Below are 19,359 nucleotides of genomic sequence, written 5' to 3' on the forward strand. Positions count from 1 at the left end.
AAACTTAAAATTTACAGGGGAGAATTACCTAAAATTACTAAATGTTACTTAAACCTGCAATTAAATAACCCTTCTAACTTCAACGAAGGCTTTCTTCCAGTAATCTTCATCGAGTGATGAAATAATAACCCCAGCGTGTGTAGTGGAGTGAATAAACTTAACTTCGCCGCGCTTAGATTCCACTACCAAACCCACGTGGGTTATGGTATTTTTGCGACTCGTTTTGAAAAAGACCAAATCGCCCTCCTCAATATCTTTAAAGGAAATAAGAATTCCTTTGGTGGCCATATCCCGAGAGATACGGGGTAATGTTATATTTTCTTTTTGGAAGGCTGTATAAACTAATCCAGAACAATCCATTCCAGCATCTGTAGTGCCGCCAAACTTATAGCGCGTTCCCTGAAAGGTTTTAGCGTAATCTATAATTTCTCTCTTTATTGCCCTAGGGCTTTCTTCTTTAATAGTGGCTTCGAGATCTTTTTCAGTTTCCTGAGCCGAAATCTTATCATTTTTATGCGGGCTCAATTTTCGCACTGTTTTTGTTCTCGGTTCATTTTTGCCAATAATGGCTTCCGGAACTTTTCCCGTATTTTTAGTGCTTCCGCAGGAAATAAATAATAATGCGAAAAAGGAAAGAAGAAATAGTTTTCTCATTTATTGTAAATAGATGATTAATGCTTAAAAGTATAAAATATTATTTACTTCGCCTTTATAGCGGAATATATTAGTTTTGCGGTGTTTTCACTTGCTCCACGCCCTCCCAAGTCTTTTTCCAAATCGTAATAATCCAGAAACATAGTGGCTCTTTTGTAGGGGTCCAATATTTTGGTGAGTTCTTCCTTTAAACGTTTTGTATTAAAATCTGTTTGGATAAGTTCTGTAACCACTTCTTTATTAAGAATTAAATTCACCAAAGAAATGTAATCTAGTTTTATAACGCGTTTTGCAATTTCATAACTAATTCGGCTGCCTTTATAGCATACCACTTGTGGTACTTTAAAAAGAGCAGTTTCTAAAGTGGCAGTGCCTGAAGTAACCAATGCCGCTTTGGAAATACTCAAAAGATCATATGTTTTATTGGTCACAAAATGTACATTTTTTGTGCTGAGGAAAGATTCATAAAATGATTTTTCCTGACTTGGCGCACCGGCAATTACAAATTGATATTCCTTAAAATCCTTTGCTACGGAAATCATTATTTCCAGCATTTTCTTTATTTCCTGCTTTCGGCTTCCAGGGAGCAGAGCCACGATTGGGCGTTCGTCCAAACCGTTTTCTTGTTTGAAAGTTTCCGGATCCACCTGGGGTTTGTTGTAAATTGCATCAATCAGGGGATGTCCTACAAAATGTACTGGAAAGTTGTGTTTATCTTCGTAAAATTCCTTTTCAAAAGGGAGAATGACGTACATCTCGTCCACATCGCGTTTTATGTCTTTGATGCGACCTTCTTTCCAGGCCCAAATTTGGGGTGAAATATAATAATGGGTTTTATAGCCTTTTTTCCGCGCCCATTTCATTATTTGAAAATTGAAGCCGGGATAGTCTATAAATATAATTACATCTGGATTATAGCTTTCAATATCTTTTTTGCAGCGTTTTATATTTTTGAGAATGGTGCCAAGATTCATAACCACTTCGGCAAAACCCATAAAAGCCAATTCGCGATAGTGCTTTACCTCAGTCCCACCAACAGCCTTCATCAAATCGCCACCCCAAAAACGAAAGTCTGCTTCAGCATCTTCCTTTTTTAAGGCTTTCATTAAATTGGCTCCGTGCAAATCGCCAGAGGCTTCGCCTGCTATGAGGTAGTATTTCATTAATTGGATTTAGTTAAACCCTTTGACTGTGCTCAGGGTGACATTCTAACTTGTCTTATCTCGTTGTTCTTTTTTCGTTATTCTGTTTTTAAAACATTTTGAATCAATATATCAAAAAATTCTGTCAACGTCATTCCTGCCTCTCGAGCTTGCTTGGGAATAATACTTTCTGATGAAAGACCGGGATTGGTGTTTATTTCCAAGAAATAGGGTTTTCCGTTTTCAATTATAAATTCACTACGGGTGATACCTTTCATATTTAACAATTTGTAAATACGAATAGCTTCTTTTTTTACCATTGCTGTTTCTTCATCAGAAATTCTTGCAGGGGTTATTTCCTGTGATTTTCCAAGATACTTTGCTTCATAATCAAAGAATTCATTTTCTGAAACAATTTCTGTCACAGGCAGTGCAATTATTTCTTCGCCCTTATTATAAACGCCAACCGAAACTTCAACCCCAACTAGAGCCGTTTCAATTATTATCTCAGTGTCTTCTAAAAAAGCCTTTTCAATTGCTGGCATTATTTCACTCATATTGTTCACTTTACTAATGCCAAAACTAGAGCCGGAACGATTTGGTTTTACGAAACAAGGTAAGCCTGTTTTTAGTATAATTTCATCTACATTTATTTCAGAGCCTTCATTCACATAATATGAATTTGCTGCACGAACACCAAAATTCTTTAAAACAGAAAGACAGTCTCGTTTGTTGAAACTTAGTGCCGCCTGATAATAGTCTGTACTTGTGTGTGGAATGCCTAAGAGCTCCCAATAAGCTTGCAAATAACCATCTTCCCCCGGTGTTCCGTGGATAGTGTTAAAAACGGCATCTGGTTTGATTATTTCGGTGCCATTATCAAAACTGAAATCTGCTTTATTTACGGGATGTTTGGTGCCATTTTTTGCGACGAAGTACCAGCCTTCTTCCATAATATGGACTGGATACACTTCATATTTATTTTTATCGAGTGCATTGCAAACTATGCCACCACTGTTAAGTGAAATTTCGAACTCGCTGGAATAGCCGCCCATAGCCACGGTAATATGTTTTTTATTCATAACAAATCTTTAAAACCTGCGTTAAATATCTGGTGAAACAAAAATATCACTTATCCATAGAAAGATACTAACTTTGGGTTTTATATTTTTGTGCATTAACAAACAAACCTATGACTTTTTTCCAGTTCGTGTTTTCGAAGGCATTTTTAAAGCAATTGCTCTTGGCTATTGTTGCATTGCTTGTGTTGGCATTTTTGATTTTATGGTGGCTTCGCATAAGTACAAACCACAATGAAAAAATAGAAGTTCCAAACCTTGCCAAAATGTCTTTAGACAAAGTAGAAGAGAAATTGGATGAAATGGATCTTCGGTATGAAATTTTAGATTCTGCAAATTATAACCCAGAATTCCCAAAATATTCTGTAATAGAGCAGATTCCAAAGCCGGGCAAATATGTAAAGGAAGACCGAAAACTATATTTAACACTAAACCCTTCGGGATACCGTAAAATTGAAGTTCCTGATGTTTTGGGCCGCACACGCCGCCAAGTTGAACCAACATTATTAGCTATGGGTTTTGTGATTGGTAAAATAAGTTACCGTCCACACATTAGCGATAATGTTTTAGAACTGCGATATAAAGGTGAAAAGCTAGATCCCGGCACCCCCCTTCAAAAAACCTCGGTAATAGATTTGATTGTTGGCGACCAATCACTCAATAGAATTCAGTCTGAAGATGATCCTTCTGAAAATAATCCAGAAGCCCCAACCAATAATGAAGAAGATACCAATGGCGAATTTTAATGAAAACGAAATAGACGATACGGAAGGCAATGATGATCTTTATGAGCATTTCCGATTTAAGGCAGACAAAGGTCAGGGCGCACTAAGGGTAGATAAATACCTGATGAACCTGATTGAAAAAGCTACGCGTAATAAAATACAAAAAGCCGCTGCCGCTGGAAATATTCACGTTAACGGCGTTGCTGTAAAATCAAACTACAAAGTAAAGGGCAATGATTTGGTTACGGTGCTTTTTGAGCATCCGCCATATGAATTTCTTTTAGTGCCAGAAAATATTCCAATTAATATCGTTTACGAAGACGATGCCGTACTTGTAGTGAACAAGCAACCAGGAATGGTTGTGCATCCTGGGCATGGCAATTACAGCGGAACGCTAATAAATGCACTTACCTATCATTTTGAAAACCTTCCGAATAACAGTAGTAATCGCCCAGGTCTTGTTCATAGAATAGACAAAGACACCAGCGGATTATTGGTAGTAGCCAAAACTGAAGAAGCGATGACACACCTCGCCAAACAATTTTTTGACAAAAGTACCGAGCGCGAATATGTAGCTTTGGTTTGGGGAAATATGGAAGAAGATGAAGGAACGGTTGAAGGCAATATAGGCCGTCATCCCAAAAACCGTTTGCAAAATACCGTTTACGAAAATGACGAAGAAGAGAAAGGAAAACCTGCCGTTACGCACTATAAAGTTTTGGAACGTTTGGGCTATGTAACCTTTGTTTCTTGCCGTTTGGAAACAGGTAGGACCCACCAAATTAGGGTGCATATGAAATATATTGGCCATACGCTTTTCAACGATGAACGTTATGGAGGTGAAAAAATATTGAAGGGAACCACGTTCACTAAGTATAAACAGTTTGTAGAAAACTGCTTTAAAGTATTACCCCGCCAAGCATTGCACGCACGCACTTTAGGCTTTGTGCATCCAGTTACTGAAAAGTTTATGCGTTTTGAAAGTCCGATTCCTGAGGATATGGAAGGGTGTTTGGATAAGTGGCGGAATTACTCGAAGAATGTGGTTGAATAAAAAACTAACCGTTTCGCTATTTCCAACTTTTGGTTTAAGCTGGTATGAATTGCTAATTCAATTTTGATAATTCTTCGCCAAAAATCCTGTAACTTCTATTAAAATACAAAGTCCCTTAACCAAGAAAATTGGAAAAGGGACTTTTGTTTGCAGATATATTTTTTGTCAATCTAATTCTTCACCCACTTCGCGGTAAATTTATTCTTTCCGTCATAAATGGTTACAAAATACAAGCCGTTGTTTAAATGTTTTAAGTTGTAGCTACTTGTAGTTTCTAGATTTCCTTCTTCTGAAAATACTAGCTTTCCATCAATGCTAAAGATTTTCACTTTTGCATTTTGCATAGCTGTAGGGATTTTAAAGGATAATATTCCTTCCGAAGGATTCGGGAAGATATTTATTGAAGATGCTGAGGCATAGTCAGAAATTCCAGCCGTTGGTTCCAGTTCTACAAAACCGTCACGGGTATTATCGCCTTTGTAGCCATTTCGCTTTATGGTATCTGGATTATATGGAACATTTAGGTTGTATACACTTACAAAAGTTGAATCAACTCCTGCGCCAAAAGTTTGAGTGTAACTATTAGCTGTAAGATCTAAAAGTCCGTCATTATCCACATCGCCCAATACGGCTCCGTTTAAAAATGTAAAACCATGAGGACGTAAAGGAAAACCAGCTATTTCACCAGTACCGTCTAAGGAATAGGCATGAATAAAACCTTCACCCGCAGCATCTGTAAGAACACTTGGAAATATAATATCTAAGACGCCATCGTTATTAACATCGGCAATGGAAAGAACACCTTCGGTACCACCATATTTTTGTATTGGGAAGTCTGGTAGATCGTTACCGTCTGGATCAAGACCATATATAACGGGCAATTCTGCGCCTGGTGTTCCGCTAGTATTTCTATCTGACATAAAGATTTCGAAGGTTCCATCCTCATCAACATCCAAAACTGTTGGCGGGGAATAGGTCCAACCTCCTAGTGCTATGGGCCATCCTGCTTTGTAGGTGCCGTCGTGTTCCATAACATAAAAGCCAGGGGAGTCTCCGTGGTTGCTTCCTATAATTTCTAAGTCGTCATCTCCATCAAGGTCAGCGAGGATTGGTGATTGGTACGAATAATTTACCATTGGGTCAAATACTGGAAATCCAGAAAATACTTGGCCTTGGTTATCAAAAATATACATCCCTGCAGATGAGGCTGCTATAACCACATCTAAACTACCGTCGTGGTCCATATCCGCAATTGAAGGCGTAAAAGCTGGTGTAGCTGCTATCTCCACAGGCCAGTTGGCGTTTATGGGAGTTCCGTCCATTTTAATAGCATGAACAAAACCTTGGGCGCTTGCTACCCTTTCGCCTGTAATAATATCTAGAGTACCATCACCATCTAAATCTGCTACGGCGGGAGCATTCAGCATCCAATGATTGCTAAAATTTAATGGCCAGCCAGCAAAATCATTACCAAGATTGTCCATTAAATATACGCGGCCAGCATTCGGAACGCCTCCTGTGTTTAGTATGATTTCAAGTGTGCCATCGCCATCTAAATCTGCAACAGTTGGGGGTAGTAATATTGTGCCACTTACGGGTTTCTCCCACAGAATAGAGCCATCGCCATTTAGGGCGTATAGGGTGTTCCATATTCCGTAAAGTACTTCATCTACTCCGTCATTATTTATATCGGCCAAAGTTGTACCTCGGCTGTTTTTGAAGTTTGGGTGTGCTGGCTCACCAAAACGCCAAAGTTGATCAAAGACTTGTGTTTGTTCTGCGTTATAATAATTTTCTGGTAGCGTAATTGTTTCAACAGAAATGGTTCCGTCTTCATTTAGGGTGGCTTTTTTGCCTTGCTCTTGGGCAGTGGCAATGGGCGCTACTCCGAGGAATAGAACCGATAGGAGGGTAATTGTTTTTTTCATCAGGTTTTTTTTAATTTATATTTTTATAAATCTATTCATAATTATTGGGTTTTCAAAGAATTCAAAAATATCGATGTTATATAGATCTTCCTACTGTCTTAAAAAAAAGTTAAATTTACTTTCCTTTTGTGCTTTTTGGATGCGCTAAAGAAGAAAAAATGGGGAATCCGTTTATATTTACAGACCGATAAATATCATTGCTTTTTGGTGGTTATTTATCGTATTTGTTAATATAAAATCCCCTTACTAATGAAAAAATTAATTATTTCCTTTCTCCTCGCTGCTTTTGTATTGCCTGTTCAGGCTAACGAAGGTATGTGGTTTTTAATGCACATTGAACGGTTAAACTACCGCGATATGCAAAAAATGGGACTCCAACTTACTCCCGAAGAAATTTACAGTGTAAACCATTCTAGCCTTAAAGATGCCATCGTGCAGTTTAATCGCGGGTGTACTGCAGAAATTATATCTGATAGTGGTTTAGTGCTTACAAACCATCACTGTGGTTACAGTGCAATAGCAGAACTTTCAACTGCTGAAAATGATTATTTGACCAATGGATATTGGGCAGATAACAAAGGGGAGGAGTTGAAACCGAAAAGTTTATCGGTTCGCTTTTTTGTTAGAATGGACGATGTTTCAAAGCGTATTTTAAGCTTAGTGAACGATTCCATGACTGAAGCTGATCGCGAAGCCACAATAAATCGTGAGATTGCCAAGATTGAACAGGAAAACAATGAGGGTGGAAAATATACAGTATCAGTAAAATCTTTTTACCAAGGAAATGAGTTTTACTATTTCGTATATCAAGATTACAATGATGTACGTTTGGTGGGAGCGCCTCCAGCAAATATCGGAAAATTTGGTGGCGATACTGACAACTGGGAATGGCCACGCCACACAGGAGATTTTTCACTTTTCAGAGTGTATGCCGACCAAGACGGAAATCCTGCCGAATATTCTCCAAACAACGTACCGCTAAAGCCAAAATATCACTTAACCACTAGCCTAAAAGGTTTTGAGGAAAATGATTTCGCAATGATTATGGGCTATCCGGGCAGAACCAACCGCTGGATGCCTGCCGGGGGAATTGAACAAAATGTAGAGTATGCATATCCTGCTTGGGTAGAGGCTTCAAAAACGTCTATGGATGTTATGAAGAACTATATGGATAAAGACCAGCAGGTTAAACTTGACTATGCTTCAAGTTATGCCTCAACTGCCAATTATTGGAAAAATCGTCAAGGAATGATAGATGCGCTGAAACAACATAAAACTGCAGAGAGCAAACGCAAGGATGAAAAGGCTTTTCAGAAATGGGCATCTAAAAAAGGCAATAAAAAGTATGAAGATGTAATGTCAGTTATCAATGATTATTACAGCAAGACTAACGAAAACAGTAAACATAATAATTATTTGGGTCTGTTGTTAAGAACCCAAATGGCGACTATTCCATATCGCCTAGGGAATGATATTGACTATTATTTGCAGCAAAATGAAGCCAAACAAGAGGAATTGAAACCTAAGTTAAATGCCGAAATAGATGATTTTTATGAAGGACTTTACCTTCCTTTGGAAAAAGATGTTATGGCTGCGCAGCTAAAACTTTATTCCACGAAGGCTAAAAACATAGCGCCAATGATAGCAAAAGTAGCTGCGGAAAACAACAAGAGTGATGCAGGTTGGAAGAACTATGTGGACACTGCTTTTAACAATAGCATTTTTGAAACTAAGGAAAAGATAAAAGCATTTATGGCAAATCCTAATGCTGAAGTATTAAAGAACGATCCATTATTTCAACTTTCTACAGATCTGTTGATCCGCTATCGTTATAAATCTGAGGAAGAAAAGCAGTTGGATAATAATTTTGAACGTGCTTACAGATTAATGGTGCAGGGAATGCGTTTGCAAAACCCCGATGAAAAATATTATCCTGATGCCAACAGCACTTTACGACTTACCTATGGAAAAGTAATTTCATTGCCAGAAGATAAACGAAATGACGCAGCGAAGAATTACTATACCACTTTAAAAGGCACGGTTGCAAAGTACCAACCTGGAGATGATGAGTTCGACATGCCCAAAAAACTTATAGATCTTTATGAGAAAAAAGATTTTGGACAATATGCAGATAAAGATGGGTATTTGCCCGTAAACTTTTTGACTGATAATGATATTACTGGCGGAAACTCCGGTTCGCCCGTTTTGAATGCAAAAGGGGAGCTAATTGGTTTGGCATTTGATGGAAACATTGAAGCAATGGCAGGGGATGTTATTTTTGATGATCAACTGCAACGCACTATTAATGTTGATATTCGTTACGTACTATTTTTGATAGATAAATTTGCCGGTGCAAGTCATATTATTGATGAGCTGACTTTGGCTAAGTAATGTTATAGTTTTTTACTATACAATTTCAAAAAACCACAAATCCGACAATTTTGGATTTGTGGTTTTTTTGTAGTTTTTAGTATAGTGAAAGTCCGAGACCAAAAGTAGTTTGGTTGTGGTTATAGTCTATTAAACTTTCGCCATAGCCTGTGAAGACCTGCGCGTGAACCTTTAGGTTTTTAATAAAACGGTAGCTGTAATCCAGTCTCGCACTTCCGTGATTGTTGTCGCCGCCCCTAAGGGAATGTCGTGTTATCAGTTGAAAATCATGTCTCCCAAAGGCGTAATTAACGTCAAGTTCGGCGCGGCCCATATAGTCGTCAATGTCTGGGTTGTCATCATTTTTAGCGTTCTCTGGCAGACGTATCCAAGGTTTTAAAACAATCTGTACTTTTTCTATTTCCCAACCAAATTGAAAAATAGCACGATTCCAGCTTCGGCTCAAGGGGTTTGAGCGGCCGTTGCTTTGATGATTAAGCCCAAATCCGGAATAGACTCCTTTAAAATTTCCTATATAGTAAGGGGTGCTAAATATTAGAAAGGCTTCAGGTTGATAATTCGTTTCCCTAAATGGTCTTGAGAGCGTATTGTTATAAATCTGCCAGCGCGAACTTTGTGTATATGAACCCCAAACGTCACCACCTATCTTTTGACCAAAGATATTATGAAGGATTTTAGTTTTGAAACTTATTTGAAACGCCAGCTCAATATTGTTATAACCAATGGGCTCTTCAACAACATTGTTCTCATTAATGCTGGTGGGCTTGTCATTTACATTGGTAGTATAATTTGCAAATAAAATATACACAGGTTTATAGGGTAATATTTTGAATTCATTTTTTTGAGTTCGAGAAGTGGAATCTAACTGCCAAGTTTCTGCCAGCGTTGGGTATAGTTTTATGTCTTGTGCAAGAGAGGATAATGAGATGGATAAAAAAAATGCAAAAAATAGAAAAGTGCTGTTTTTCATTTAAACGATTTAAGAGGCAAAGATATATTAGGAATATTTAAGCTTATGTTAATGCCTATTTTTATATTTGAACAATTAACTGGACATCTTCAAAATGCGCTTTAATAAAAAGTTTACTTAATCAAGTTATATAAAATAGAATAAGATATATGGCATCAGGATTTTTTGCAATATTGGATGATATAGCAGCATTGCTGGATGATGTAGCGATGATGAGTAAAGTTGCGGCAAAAAAAACAGCCGGGATTCTCGGCGATGATTTGGCGGTAAATGCTGAAAAGGCTTCTGGATTTGCATCTTCCCGTGAAATTCCTGTATTGTGGGCCATCACCAAAGGCTCCCTTTTAAACAAATTGATTATACTGCCAATCGCTTTTTTGCTGAGTGCATTTTTACCGTGGGCAGTTACCGTTATTTTAGTGCTTGGAGGTTTGTATTTGGCCTATGAGGGTGCTGAAAAAATATATGAGTTCTTTTTTCCGCACACACATTCAAAGGAATCATTTGTAGCAGATGGGTTGACCGAAAGTGAAATACTCGCAATTGAAAAGGAACGAGTAAAGGCTGCGATTGTAACCGATTTTATTCTTTCTATTGAAATAGTGATCATAGCACTGGGCAGCGTAGTTGAGGAAACCTTGACCACCCAGATTATGGTGGTAAGTATTATCGCTATTCTTGCAACAATAGGCGTTTACGGAATAGTAGCTCTCATTGTACGTATGGATGAAGCAGGCTATAAATTAATTAAAAAGAGCAAAAAGGAAAATAGCTTTTCAAAAAAGGTAGGCACATTGTTGGTACAGGCACTTCCTAAGGTTATAAAGGCTTTGAGTGTAATTGGCACCATAGCTTTGATTCTGGTTGCTGGTGGAATATTTGTACACAATATTGATTTTCTTCATCATTTTATGCCTCAGTTACCTTCCTTTCTTTTGGAATTTATTGTGGGGCTATTGGTTGGATTTGTTTGCTTGTTAGTGGTAATGGGGTTTAAGAAAATATGGGGGAAACTAATTAAAAAACATTGAGTGTTTTTGAATTCAGGTTAATCTTACTTAAAAACAAACCTAATGTCACAATTAATAAATTCAATTTCCCGACATTTGGATCACAAATTATTTTAATTTGAAACAAAGTCTAATTGCCATATTGCTTCTCTTTATATTATTTGCCCCAGTTGCAAGTATATACGCTTTTCTGCAATTTGAAAAATCGGCAATACGTCGGGAAATAAAAGGACAGATGATTGCGGGGATGGACCACGAGGAATTGGTACTTCTGAAATTTACTAAAGACGAAACCGAAACACTACTGCGTTGGGAACATTCCAAAGAGTTTGAGTACAAAGGCCAGATGTATGATATTGTTTCATCAGAAATAAAAGGCAACTCCATTTTCTACAGATGCTGGTTAGATAATGAAGAAACTGACCTTAACAAAAAACTAAAAAAGTTGGTTGCAACCGCTTTTAACCAAGACGAGAAAAACCGGGAAACCCAAGAGAATCTTTACAGTTATTTATGGTCTTTTTTCTGCACAGCCACTTTTGATTGGCAAGCCATTCCTTCTCAAAATATCGATCTCGTTTTTCAGGATGGTATGCATTCAAATATCATTAATTCCATCCGCATTACACCACCAACACCTCCACCTAAGACAAGTTAATATTCTAATTTGACCAAAATTTATTTTGTTGTTGCTTCAAACTGGAAGTAGCATTTTTTAGAATGTTTAAACTGTAGCTCATTGAAAAAATGTCTGATCTCATTTTTCTAATATAATTAGTATAAAAGAGAATCGTGATCACATTAATAACCTATAAAGTGTAGTTCTAGACTGCGCCCAAATAGACACATAAAGCTATTTTTTAAATTTTAGTTAACTTAAAAATCATTAAATGAAAAGACTATTCATACTGTGGTTATTAATTGGTTTTGTAGGTGGTGCCTACGCCCAAAAAATAACTATTACAGAGCAACAAACCAACCAGCCTATAGAGTTGGTGACGCTTACTAGTGCAAATTCAAAACATTACGCTACAACTAATTTTAAAGGGGAAGCAGATATTTCAGCATTTAAACAATCCGAAAAGATTGAAATACGGAGTCTTGGTTATAAAACGGTTATAAAAAGCTTTTCCGAGTTGGAATTGGAAGGGTTTAAAATTTCGTTGGAAGTATCCAACTTCAGTTTAGACGAAGTAGTGATTTCAGGCTCGCGATGGAGGCAGAGCAGTGACGATGTGCCTTCAAAAATCATTTCCATTTCGGCAAAAGAAGTGGCATTACAAAATCCACAGAGTGCTGCAGACCTTTTGGGTGTTTCGGGAAAAGTGTTTATTCAGAAAAGTCAGCAGGGTGGGGGAAGTCCTATGATTCGTGGCTTTGCGACCAGCCGTTTATTGTATTCCGTGGATGGGGTGCGAATGAACACGGCAATTTTCCGTTCTGGAAATCTACAGAATGTAATTAATATAGATCCTTTCGCGGTAGAAAATACCGAAGTGCTTTTTGGTCCAGGTTCTGTAATCTACGGAAGCGACGCCATTGGAGGTGTAATGAGCTTCCAAACATTAACACCCCAGCTTTCATTTACAGATGAACCTTTGATTACTGGAAAAGCTAGTGCACGCTATTCTTCCGCTAACAATGAAAAAACCGGACATTTTGATGTAAACCTAGGTTTTAAAAAGTGGGCGTTCGTAACCAGCATTAGCTCTTGGGATTATGACAACCTTCGCCAAGGAAGCCACGGCCCAGATGATTACATAAAAGATTATTATGTGCAGCGCCAAGATAGTACAGATGTGGTGATTACTCAGGATGATAAATTGTTGCAAATTCCTTCAGCGTATTCGCAAATTAATATGATGCAGAAAATTCGGTTTCAACCTAATGAAAATTGGGACTTTCAATACGGTTTTCATTTTTCTGAGACTTCGCCCTATGGCAGATACGACAGGCACCAACGAATTCGCGATGGATTGCCTCGGTATGCCGAATGGGACTATGGCCCACAGATTTGGATGATGAACAATCTTAACATCAACTATACTTCAAATAATTCTGTTTTTGATCAAATGAGTCTGCGCTTGGCCCATCAATGGTTTGAGGAAAGTAGAATTGATAGAACATTCAATAAAACTGAGCGTAACACTCAAAACGAAGAAGTGAGTGCCTACTCTGCAAACCTAGATTTTATAAAGGCTACAGGTGAAAAAAATACTTTTTTTTACGGGCTTGAATACGTGTTGAACGATGTAAATTCTGAAGGACAATTGACTGATATTTCTACTAATATTTCTGAAGCAGGTCCTGCTCGTTACCCACAATCCAAATGGCAATCCATGGCTGTTTATGTTACCGATGAATTTAAAGTAGCCGATAATTTTACCTTAAGCGCTGGAGCACGGTACAATTATGTTTTACTGGATGCAGAGTTCGATACTACTTTTTATCCATTTCCTTTTACTGAAGCTAGTTTAAGCCATGGAGCGCTTACGGGAAGTTTGGGTGGTGTTTACCGTCCAGATGATACTTGGGTTATAAGTGCCAATTTAGGAACTGCGTTCCGTTCGCCAAATGTGGACGATCTAGGAAAAGTATTTGATTCTGAACCTGGAAGTGTTGTGGTTCCCAATCCAGACTTAAAACCTGAATACGCCTATAATGCAGATTTGGGGATTGCAAAAGTTTTTAGAGATGTTGTAAAGGTTGATGTTACCGGATATTACACACATTTGAAAGACGCGCTTGTTCGTCGTGATTTTAAATTGAATGGTCTAGATAGTATTATGTACCAAGGTGAATTGAGCCAAGTGCAGGCAATTCAAAACGCAGCTGTTGCTCACGTTTATGGTGTGCAAGTTGGCGTTGAGGTGAAACTTCCAAAAGGGTTTGGGTTTTCTACAGATGTGAATATCCAAAAAGGAGAAGAGGAACTTGATAATGGAGATACGAGTCCATCGCGCCATGCTTCTCCATTTTTCGGAGTTTCCCGTTTAAATTACAAAGTGAACAAGCTAAGTATGGAACTGAATGTTAATTACCAAGGAGAGAAGGATTTTGAAGATCTTCCCGACGAGGAAAAAGGTAAAACGGAAATCTATGCTTTAGACGAAAATGGCAATCCCTATTCGCCAGCTTGGTACACTTTTAATTTTAAAGCCTTATACAAAATGAACGATACTTTTGACGTTAGTGGGGGCATAGAGAATTTGACAGATCAGCGATACCGTCCTTATAGTTCGGGTATTTCGGGTGCGGGAAGAAATTTTATTCTTGCGTTAACGGCGCATTTTTAGTAAAGAAGTTTGAGGTTTCCATTCTTTTGAAGTAGAGATGATTACTATGATTTTTTTTAGTATATTTGATGTGAGCCACGGGCTTATTTCTCCCCAATTAATATGATAAAACCCGCACTTTATAGGGGCGGGTTTTTGAATTAATAAATTACAGGCAATTTTATCGAAATATTAATAAACAGATTTATTATTGCTTCTCGTATTTTTAGGGATTTTATTGTAATATGGTATTCCAACAAAGGAGAAAATCAGTTTTACCATTTCATTTTCCTTACAGAATAAAATAATTTCTTTGTTGTTTTCCCTTGCATTTTCCGAAGCGATATAAAGCATATATGCTCCAGCAGCATCTATTTTCTCTAATGGATCCAAATCTACAATTAATGAAGGTGTTCGGTCCAATGCAGATTCAATGCGAAACTGGACTTCAGATAAGTTCCCACTGTATAATCTCCCCTCTAATTTTAAAAAACGGTTGGTTAAAAAACTATGTAATGGCATGCCGTAGTGATTAAAAATTAATATCACATAGGTTTGGTGTAGGAATTTAAGGGCAAAATTGATTTAGGGAAAGAAAAAAAATATTGAATGTGAATGTACAAAATGTAATTAAAAAAATATTCGTTTTCGCTGTGCGAAGATTACTACCAAATAAAGAAAATTTGATGTTTATACCTTCAAATTTATTCAAAACAACTTATGTTCAAATTGATACACAATCCACAAGTTTTTAATAGTTTTGCAGCCTTAAAAAATTGATATGATTTCAATAGATAATTTAGCGGTTGAATTTAGTGGCGATACCCTTTTTAGTGACGTTTCATTTGTGGTAAATGAAAACGACAAAATTGCCCTAATGGGGAAAAACGGCGCGGGTAAAAGTACGATGATGAAGATAATAGCCGGTGTTCAAAAACCCACACGCGGAAATGTGCGTGCACCAAAAGATGCGGTTATTGCTTATTTGCCACAGCATTTACTTACTAATGATAATTGTACTGTATTTGAAGAAGCTTCGAAAGCTTTTAAGCAAATTTTTGAAATGCGGGACGATATGGACCGTTTAAATAAAGAACTGGAAACCCGTACCGATTATGAAAGTGATGCGTATATGAACATCATTACAAAAGTGGCAGAGCTCGGCGAAAAGTATTATGCGCTCGAAGAAATAAACTACGAAGCCGAAGTAGAAAAAGCCTTACGTGGTCTTGGTTTTAAAAGAAGCGACCTTCATCGTCAAACGAGTGAGTTCAGTGGTGGATGGCGGATGCGGGTTGAACTTGCAAAATTGCTACTTCAAAAACCAGATTTAATTCTGCTAGATGAGCCTACTAATCACGTTGATATTGAATCGTTAATTTGGCTTGAAGATTTCTTGCTTAACAAAGCAAAAGCGGTAATAGTTATTTCGCACGACAGAAAGTTTATCGATAATATCACAAACAGAACCATTGAAGTTACAATGGGACGGATTTACGATTATAAGGCAAACTACAGCCACTACCTGCAATTGCGTGCCGATAGAAGATCACATCAAATAAAAGCTTACGAAGAGCAACAAAAATTTATTGCAGAGACCCAACAGTTTATAGATCGATTTAAAGGTACTTACTCCAAAACCAATCAAGTAAACTCTCGCGAAAAGATGCTAGAAAAGTTGCAGATAATTGAAATTGATGAAATTGATACTTCAGCTTTGGCACTTCGTTTTCCGCCTGCACAGCGCAGTGGTGATTATCCAGTTGTTGCGGAGGGGCTCACGAAGAAGTACGGCGATTTGGTAGTATTTAAAGATGCCAATATGAGTATTTCTCGCGGTGAAAAAGTGAGTTTTGTAGGAAGAAATGGCGAAGGAAAATCCACAATGATCAAAGCCATAATGGGCGAAATTGATTTTGACGGAAACTGTGCTTTGGGCCATAACGCCAAAGTGGGCTACTTTGCCCAAAACCAAGCCGCTCTTTTAGACAAGGAACTCACGGTTTTCCAAACGGTGGATGAGGTTGCAAAAGGAGATATACGCACGCAAATAAAAAACATACTTGGTCGTTTTATGTTTAGTGGTGATGATATTGATAAAAAGGTGGCATTGCTTTCTGGAGGTGAAAAAACGCGTTTGGCAATGGTAAAACTATTGTTGGAGCCCGTAAATGTTTTGATTCTCGATGAGCCTACAAACCATTTAGATTTAAAGTCGAAAGATGTGCTTAAAGAGGCATTGCTACAATTTGATGGCACGCTGATTTTGGTTTCCCACGACCGCGATTTCCTGCAGGGTCTTTCCGAAAAAGTCTTCGAATTTAAAGACAAACGTGTGATTGAACATTTTGAAAGTATAGACGATTTCCTTCAACGAAATAGAATTGAGAATTTGAAGGATATTGATTTGAAGGTTTAGAATTTTCATTGTAAACGAAAATACAGGATATTTTATATATTGCCAGAAATTAATTCATTCATATGAAAACCAAATTATTATTTTTTCTCATTCTAATTTCTTTCAAAACTATTGCTCAAATAAATTTTGATTCACATTTAATAACTATACAAAATGATGGATTGGATGGACTGGGTGATATAGCAGCTGGCGATATAGATGGTGATGGGGATATTGACATAATTTCAACTTCTGAACAGGATAAGAATATTTCTTGGTACAAAAACTTGGATGGTAATGGAACCTTTGCCAGACCAATAGTTATTGAAAATAATTTATTTTCGGCCTTTAATATATATTTAATAGATATTGATGGTGACTTAGATCTTGATATTCTGGTTAGTTCAGAGAGATATGATGAAGATAAAATATTTTGGTATGAGAACACCGATGGTAGTGGAAATTTTGGAGTTAAGCAATTAATTTATACCAACGTGTTTGATGGAGGTAGAATTTTTATAAATCATGCAGACGTGGATGGCGATGGGGATATCGACATATTATGTGCCACCTATGGTACCAATCAGTCCTTATGGTTGGAAAATAATAGTGGAGTATTTGTAGAACATATAATTGAATCTTATTCTTTTATACCCAGTTTTATTTCGGCTGAAAATATTAATGGAGATAATAAGCTAGATCTCGAGGTATTGATGGGCTTGGCACATTTGGCAATCCCATTCTTATATCAGATATTGTAGATGACATTTACGAATATTATTTTAAGGATATTGACAATGATGGCGATAATGACGTAGTAACGCTATATCAAAACAGAACCGCATGGTTTGAAAATCTAGACGGCTTGGGAACATTCGGTACTCGGCAAATAATTCAGTCCGATTTCGGTTTACAATCCATTGCTGCAATTGATGTAGATATTGATGGTGATTGGGATATCGTAACGGCAGATGCCTCCAGTGATATGCTAATTTTAAATAAAAATCTTGATGGCTTAGGCGATTTTGGTCCAGAAATTATCATTGATCCCCTATATGATATTCCTATTAGGATAATATCTGCAGACATAAATGGAGATGGATATGTAGACGTAATTTCCAATTCTGCCATTGATCAAAGTGTAGATTGGTATGAAAATTTAGAAGGTTCAGGAAATTTTGGAAGACGAAAAACGATTGCGGGCCTTACGAGTGGCCCATGGATTACCGACACTGGTGATCTTGACGGAGATGGTTTAAAAGATATTGTATGTGCGGCGCATTCAGGTGATAAAATTGTATGGTTCAAAAATTTAAATAATGAAGGTCTTTTCACTTCACCACAAATTATTGGCTATCATCAAGAAAGTACCACATTTGCCAAAATGCTAGATATTGATTCAGATGGTGATTTGGACATACTCTCGAATACAAACTCAACTTTAAAATGGTTCGAAAACTCAAACAATGAAGGTTTATTTGAAATAGAACATATATTAGAATCTGATAACTTGGGCGTACTTGCAGCTTCTTGGGAGGACATTAATAATGATGGATTAAATGACCTCATCACTTTTTCCACAAATTATGGAGTAGCTTGGTATGAAAATACTAATGGAAATGGCACATTTGGCACTAGAAATGAAGTGAACGGGACTGGTATTTCCACATTCTATACTCTCGTAGACATCGATGGTGATGGAGATCTTGATATTGTTGTTTGTGCTAGTGTAAACAAAATTGCTTGGTTTGAGAATGATGGCAATGGTAACTTTGGAACTGAAAATATACTTGTTACTGATTTATCGTATGTCCGCAGAATTTCATCTGGCGATGTGGATAATGATGGTGATAATGATATTGTTGCAACCGATAATAATAAAATAGTTTGGTACCAAAACTTGGACGGTCTTGGAACTTTTGGCTCAGAAAACATTATTGATGATATTAATATAGGAGCAGACCACATAGTTTTAGTAGATTTTGACGATGATGCGGATTTGGATTTATTAATCTCCAATTGGTCCTCACAAAATATTTATTGGTATAGAAATTTAGATGGACAAGGAGATTTTAGTGATAGAGTATATATCGGAATGGGAAGTAACACATTTGATGTTGATGATATTGACAATGATGGAGATCTTGATGTAATCGCGCCAGCTTTTATTACCAATAGAATTACTTGGTTTGAAAATACTGGAAGTTTGGGAATTAGCCAAAACCTTAATGATGATTTTATCATTTATCCTAACCCTTCAGAAAAAAATATTTTTATTAAGTCTCGCTTTGAAATTATTGAGGTTAATATCTGGAATAACTTAGGTCAGCTTGTTTTATCAAATAAAAATTCTTCCAAAATAGATATCTCAACTTTGAATAAAGGATTGTATTTTGTAAAGATTATAGATGGAATTGGAAACGTTGGAATTAAAAAATTGATCAAGGAATAATTGAAGTATTACTTCACTTTGATGGTACCTTAATTTTGATTTCCCAAGACCGCGATTTCCTGCAGGGTCTTTCCGAAAAAGTCTTTGAATTTAAAGACAAACGTGTGATTGAGCATTTTGAAAGTATAGACGATTTCCTTCAACGAAATAGAATTGAGAATTTGAAGGATATTGATTTGAAGGTTTAGATTTTCTTGAATTTTGCAACCTATTTTGAAAAATAGTACAGACACTGAATACAATTCAGAATACTTATAGAACATTGTTTTAGCAGAGGTTAG

The 19,359-nt window shown here is 37.0% G+C and carries 15 protein-coding genes and 1 pseudogene; 10 read left to right on the plus strand and 6 right to left on the minus strand.

From position 1 onward, the window contains the following. Window positions 1-60: 60 nt before the first annotated feature. The 3 genes from AEQU1_RS08510 to AEQU1_RS08520 form a co-directional block, all read right to left on the minus strand. Window positions 61-654, minus strand: coding sequence for a C40 family peptidase (locus AEQU1_RS08510; protein ID WP_111880374.1), 594 nt, complete (start codon window positions 652-654; stop codon window positions 61-63). A gap of 44 nt (window positions 655-698) precedes the next feature. Beyond that, window positions 699-1,817: a lipid-A-disaccharide synthase gene (gene lpxB, locus AEQU1_RS08515; protein ID WP_111880375.1), complete on the minus strand. Its 1,119-nt coding sequence runs from the start codon at window positions 1,815-1,817 to the stop codon at window positions 699-701. 77 nt (window positions 1,818-1,894) lie between these two features. After that, entirely contained in the window at window positions 1,895-2,878 is a 984-nt protein-coding gene (locus AEQU1_RS08520) for a D-alanine--D-alanine ligase (protein WP_111880377.1), read from the minus strand. Window positions 2,879-2,988: 110 nt separating this feature from the next. Here AEQU1_RS08520 and AEQU1_RS08525 point away from each other — a divergent pair, with 110 nt between their 5' ends. Both AEQU1_RS08525 and AEQU1_RS08530 read left to right on the plus strand, forming a co-directional pair. After that, the gene (locus AEQU1_RS08525) at window positions 2,989-3,621 is read left to right on the plus strand and encodes a PASTA domain-containing protein (protein ID WP_111880379.1); all 633 of its coding nucleotides are present in this window, start codon (window positions 2,989-2,991) and stop codon (window positions 3,619-3,621) included. Then, window positions 3,608-4,654 (plus strand): RluA family pseudouridine synthase, encoded by a 1,047-nt coding sequence (locus tag AEQU1_RS08530; protein WP_111880425.1) that lies wholly within the window; start codon window positions 3,608-3,610, stop codon window positions 4,652-4,654. Before AEQU1_RS08525 ends, AEQU1_RS08530 begins: the two co-directional genes overlap by 14 nt. 170 nt (window positions 4,655-4,824) lie before the next feature. Here AEQU1_RS08530 and AEQU1_RS08535 read toward each other — a convergent pair whose 3' ends face one another. Next, the gene (locus tag AEQU1_RS08535) at window positions 4,825-6,582 is read right to left on the minus strand and encodes a T9SS type A sorting domain-containing protein (protein WP_111880380.1); all 1,758 of its coding nucleotides are present in this window, start codon (window positions 6,580-6,582) and stop codon (window positions 4,825-4,827) included. A gap of 249 nt (window positions 6,583-6,831) precedes the next feature. On the opposite strand from AEQU1_RS08535, the gene AEQU1_RS08540 reads away from it, so the two are divergent. Then, the gene (locus AEQU1_RS08540; protein WP_111880382.1) at window positions 6,832-8,973 is read left to right on the plus strand and encodes a S46 family peptidase; all 2,142 of its coding nucleotides are present in this window, start codon (window positions 6,832-6,834) and stop codon (window positions 8,971-8,973) included. A gap of 76 nt (window positions 8,974-9,049) precedes the next feature. Here the strand turns inward: AEQU1_RS08540 and AEQU1_RS08545 are convergent, their stop codons facing one another. After that, window positions 9,050-9,943 (minus strand): phospholipase A, encoded by an 894-nt coding sequence (locus AEQU1_RS08545; RefSeq protein ID WP_111880383.1) that lies wholly within the window; start codon window positions 9,941-9,943, stop codon window positions 9,050-9,052. A gap of 149 nt (window positions 9,944-10,092) precedes the next feature. Here AEQU1_RS08545 and AEQU1_RS08550 point away from each other — a divergent pair, with 149 nt between their 5' ends. From AEQU1_RS08550 to AEQU1_RS08560, 3 genes are all read left to right on the plus strand, one after another. Next, a complete protein-coding gene (locus tag AEQU1_RS08550) occupies window positions 10,093-10,974 on the plus strand; it encodes a DUF808 domain-containing protein (protein ID WP_111880384.1) in 882 nt (293 codons plus the stop codon). 97 nt (window positions 10,975-11,071) lie between these two features. Then, on the plus strand, window positions 11,072-11,611 hold the full coding sequence (locus AEQU1_RS08555) for a hypothetical protein (RefSeq protein WP_146743732.1): 540 nt from the start codon (window positions 11,072-11,074) through the stop codon (window positions 11,609-11,611). A 232-nt stretch (window positions 11,612-11,843) separates the two neighbouring features. Then, complete coding sequence (locus AEQU1_RS08560; RefSeq protein WP_111880387.1) at window positions 11,844-14,249, plus strand: TonB-dependent receptor; 2,406 nt, start codon at window positions 11,844-11,846, stop codon at window positions 14,247-14,249. Between the two features lie 171 nt (window positions 14,250-14,420). Here AEQU1_RS08560 and AEQU1_RS08565 read toward each other — a convergent pair whose 3' ends face one another. Further along, entirely contained in the window at window positions 14,421-14,750 is a 330-nt protein-coding gene (locus AEQU1_RS08565; RefSeq protein WP_111880389.1) for an STAS domain-containing protein, read from the minus strand. A gap of 259 nt (window positions 14,751-15,009) precedes the next feature. On the opposite strand from AEQU1_RS08565, the gene AEQU1_RS08570 reads away from it, so the two are divergent. From AEQU1_RS08570 to AEQU1_RS08585, 4 genes and pseudogenes are all read left to right on the plus strand, one after another. Continuing rightward, window positions 15,010-16,647, plus strand: a complete 1,638-nt coding sequence (locus tag AEQU1_RS08570; protein WP_111880391.1) for an ABC-F family ATP-binding cassette domain-containing protein — start codon at window positions 15,010-15,012, stop codon at window positions 16,645-16,647. A 161-nt stretch (window positions 16,648-16,808) separates the two neighbouring features. Further along, window positions 16,809-17,387, plus strand: a complete 579-nt coding sequence (locus tag AEQU1_RS08575) for an FG-GAP-like repeat-containing protein (protein ID WP_181566739.1) — start codon at window positions 16,809-16,811, stop codon at window positions 17,385-17,387. Window positions 17,388-17,416: 29 nt separating this feature from the next. Continuing rightward, entirely contained in the window at window positions 17,417-19,078 is a 1,662-nt protein-coding gene (locus AEQU1_RS08580) for a T9SS type A sorting domain-containing protein (protein WP_258455244.1), read from the plus strand. 2 nt (window positions 19,079-19,080) lie between these two features. Further along, a pseudogene (locus tag AEQU1_RS08585) lies at window positions 19,081-19,266 on the plus strand (ABC transporter ATP-binding protein); the annotation flags it as partial. Window positions 19,267-19,359 lie beyond the last annotated feature (93 nt).

This window comes from Aequorivita sp. CIP111184, assembly GCF_900489465.1.
GTDB lineage: Bacteria > Bacteroidota > Bacteroidia > Flavobacteriales > Flavobacteriaceae > Aequorivita.

Excerpts from the sequence above, each read along its gene's own strand:
- AEQU1_RS08510 (WP_111880374.1), bottom strand. The coding sequence starts at position 654 with ATGAGAAAACTATTTCTTCTTTCCTTTTTCGCATTATTATTTATTTCC.
- lpxB (WP_111880375.1), bottom strand. The coding sequence starts at position 1,817 with ATGAAATACTACCTCATAGCAGGCGAAGCCTCTGGCGATTTGCACGGA.
- AEQU1_RS08520 (WP_111880377.1), bottom strand. The coding sequence starts at position 2,878 with ATGAATAAAAAACATATTACCGTGGCTATGGGCGGCTATTCCAGCGAG.
- AEQU1_RS08525 (WP_111880379.1), top strand. The coding sequence starts at position 2,989 with ATGACTTTTTTCCAGTTCGTGTTTTCGAAGGCATTTTTAAAGCAATTG.
- AEQU1_RS08530 (WP_111880425.1), top strand. The coding sequence starts at position 3,608 with ATGGCGAATTTTAATGAAAACGAAATAGACGATACGGAAGGCAATGAT.
- AEQU1_RS08535 (WP_111880380.1), bottom strand. The coding sequence starts at position 6,582 with ATGAAAAAAACAATTACCCTCCTATCGGTTCTATTCCTCGGAGTAGCG.
- AEQU1_RS08540 (WP_111880382.1), top strand. The coding sequence starts at position 6,832 with ATGAAAAAATTAATTATTTCCTTTCTCCTCGCTGCTTTTGTATTGCCT.
- AEQU1_RS08545 (WP_111880383.1), bottom strand. The coding sequence starts at position 9,943 with ATGAAAAACAGCACTTTTCTATTTTTTGCATTTTTTTTATCCATCTCA.
- AEQU1_RS08550 (WP_111880384.1), top strand. The coding sequence starts at position 10,093 with ATGGCATCAGGATTTTTTGCAATATTGGATGATATAGCAGCATTGCTG.
- AEQU1_RS08560 (WP_111880387.1), top strand. The coding sequence starts at position 11,844 with ATGAAAAGACTATTCATACTGTGGTTATTAATTGGTTTTGTAGGTGGT.
- AEQU1_RS08565 (WP_111880389.1), bottom strand. The coding sequence starts at position 14,750 with ATGCCATTACATAGTTTTTTAACCAACCGTTTTTTAAAATTAGAGGGG.
- AEQU1_RS08570 (WP_111880391.1), top strand. The coding sequence starts at position 15,010 with ATGATTTCAATAGATAATTTAGCGGTTGAATTTAGTGGCGATACCCTT.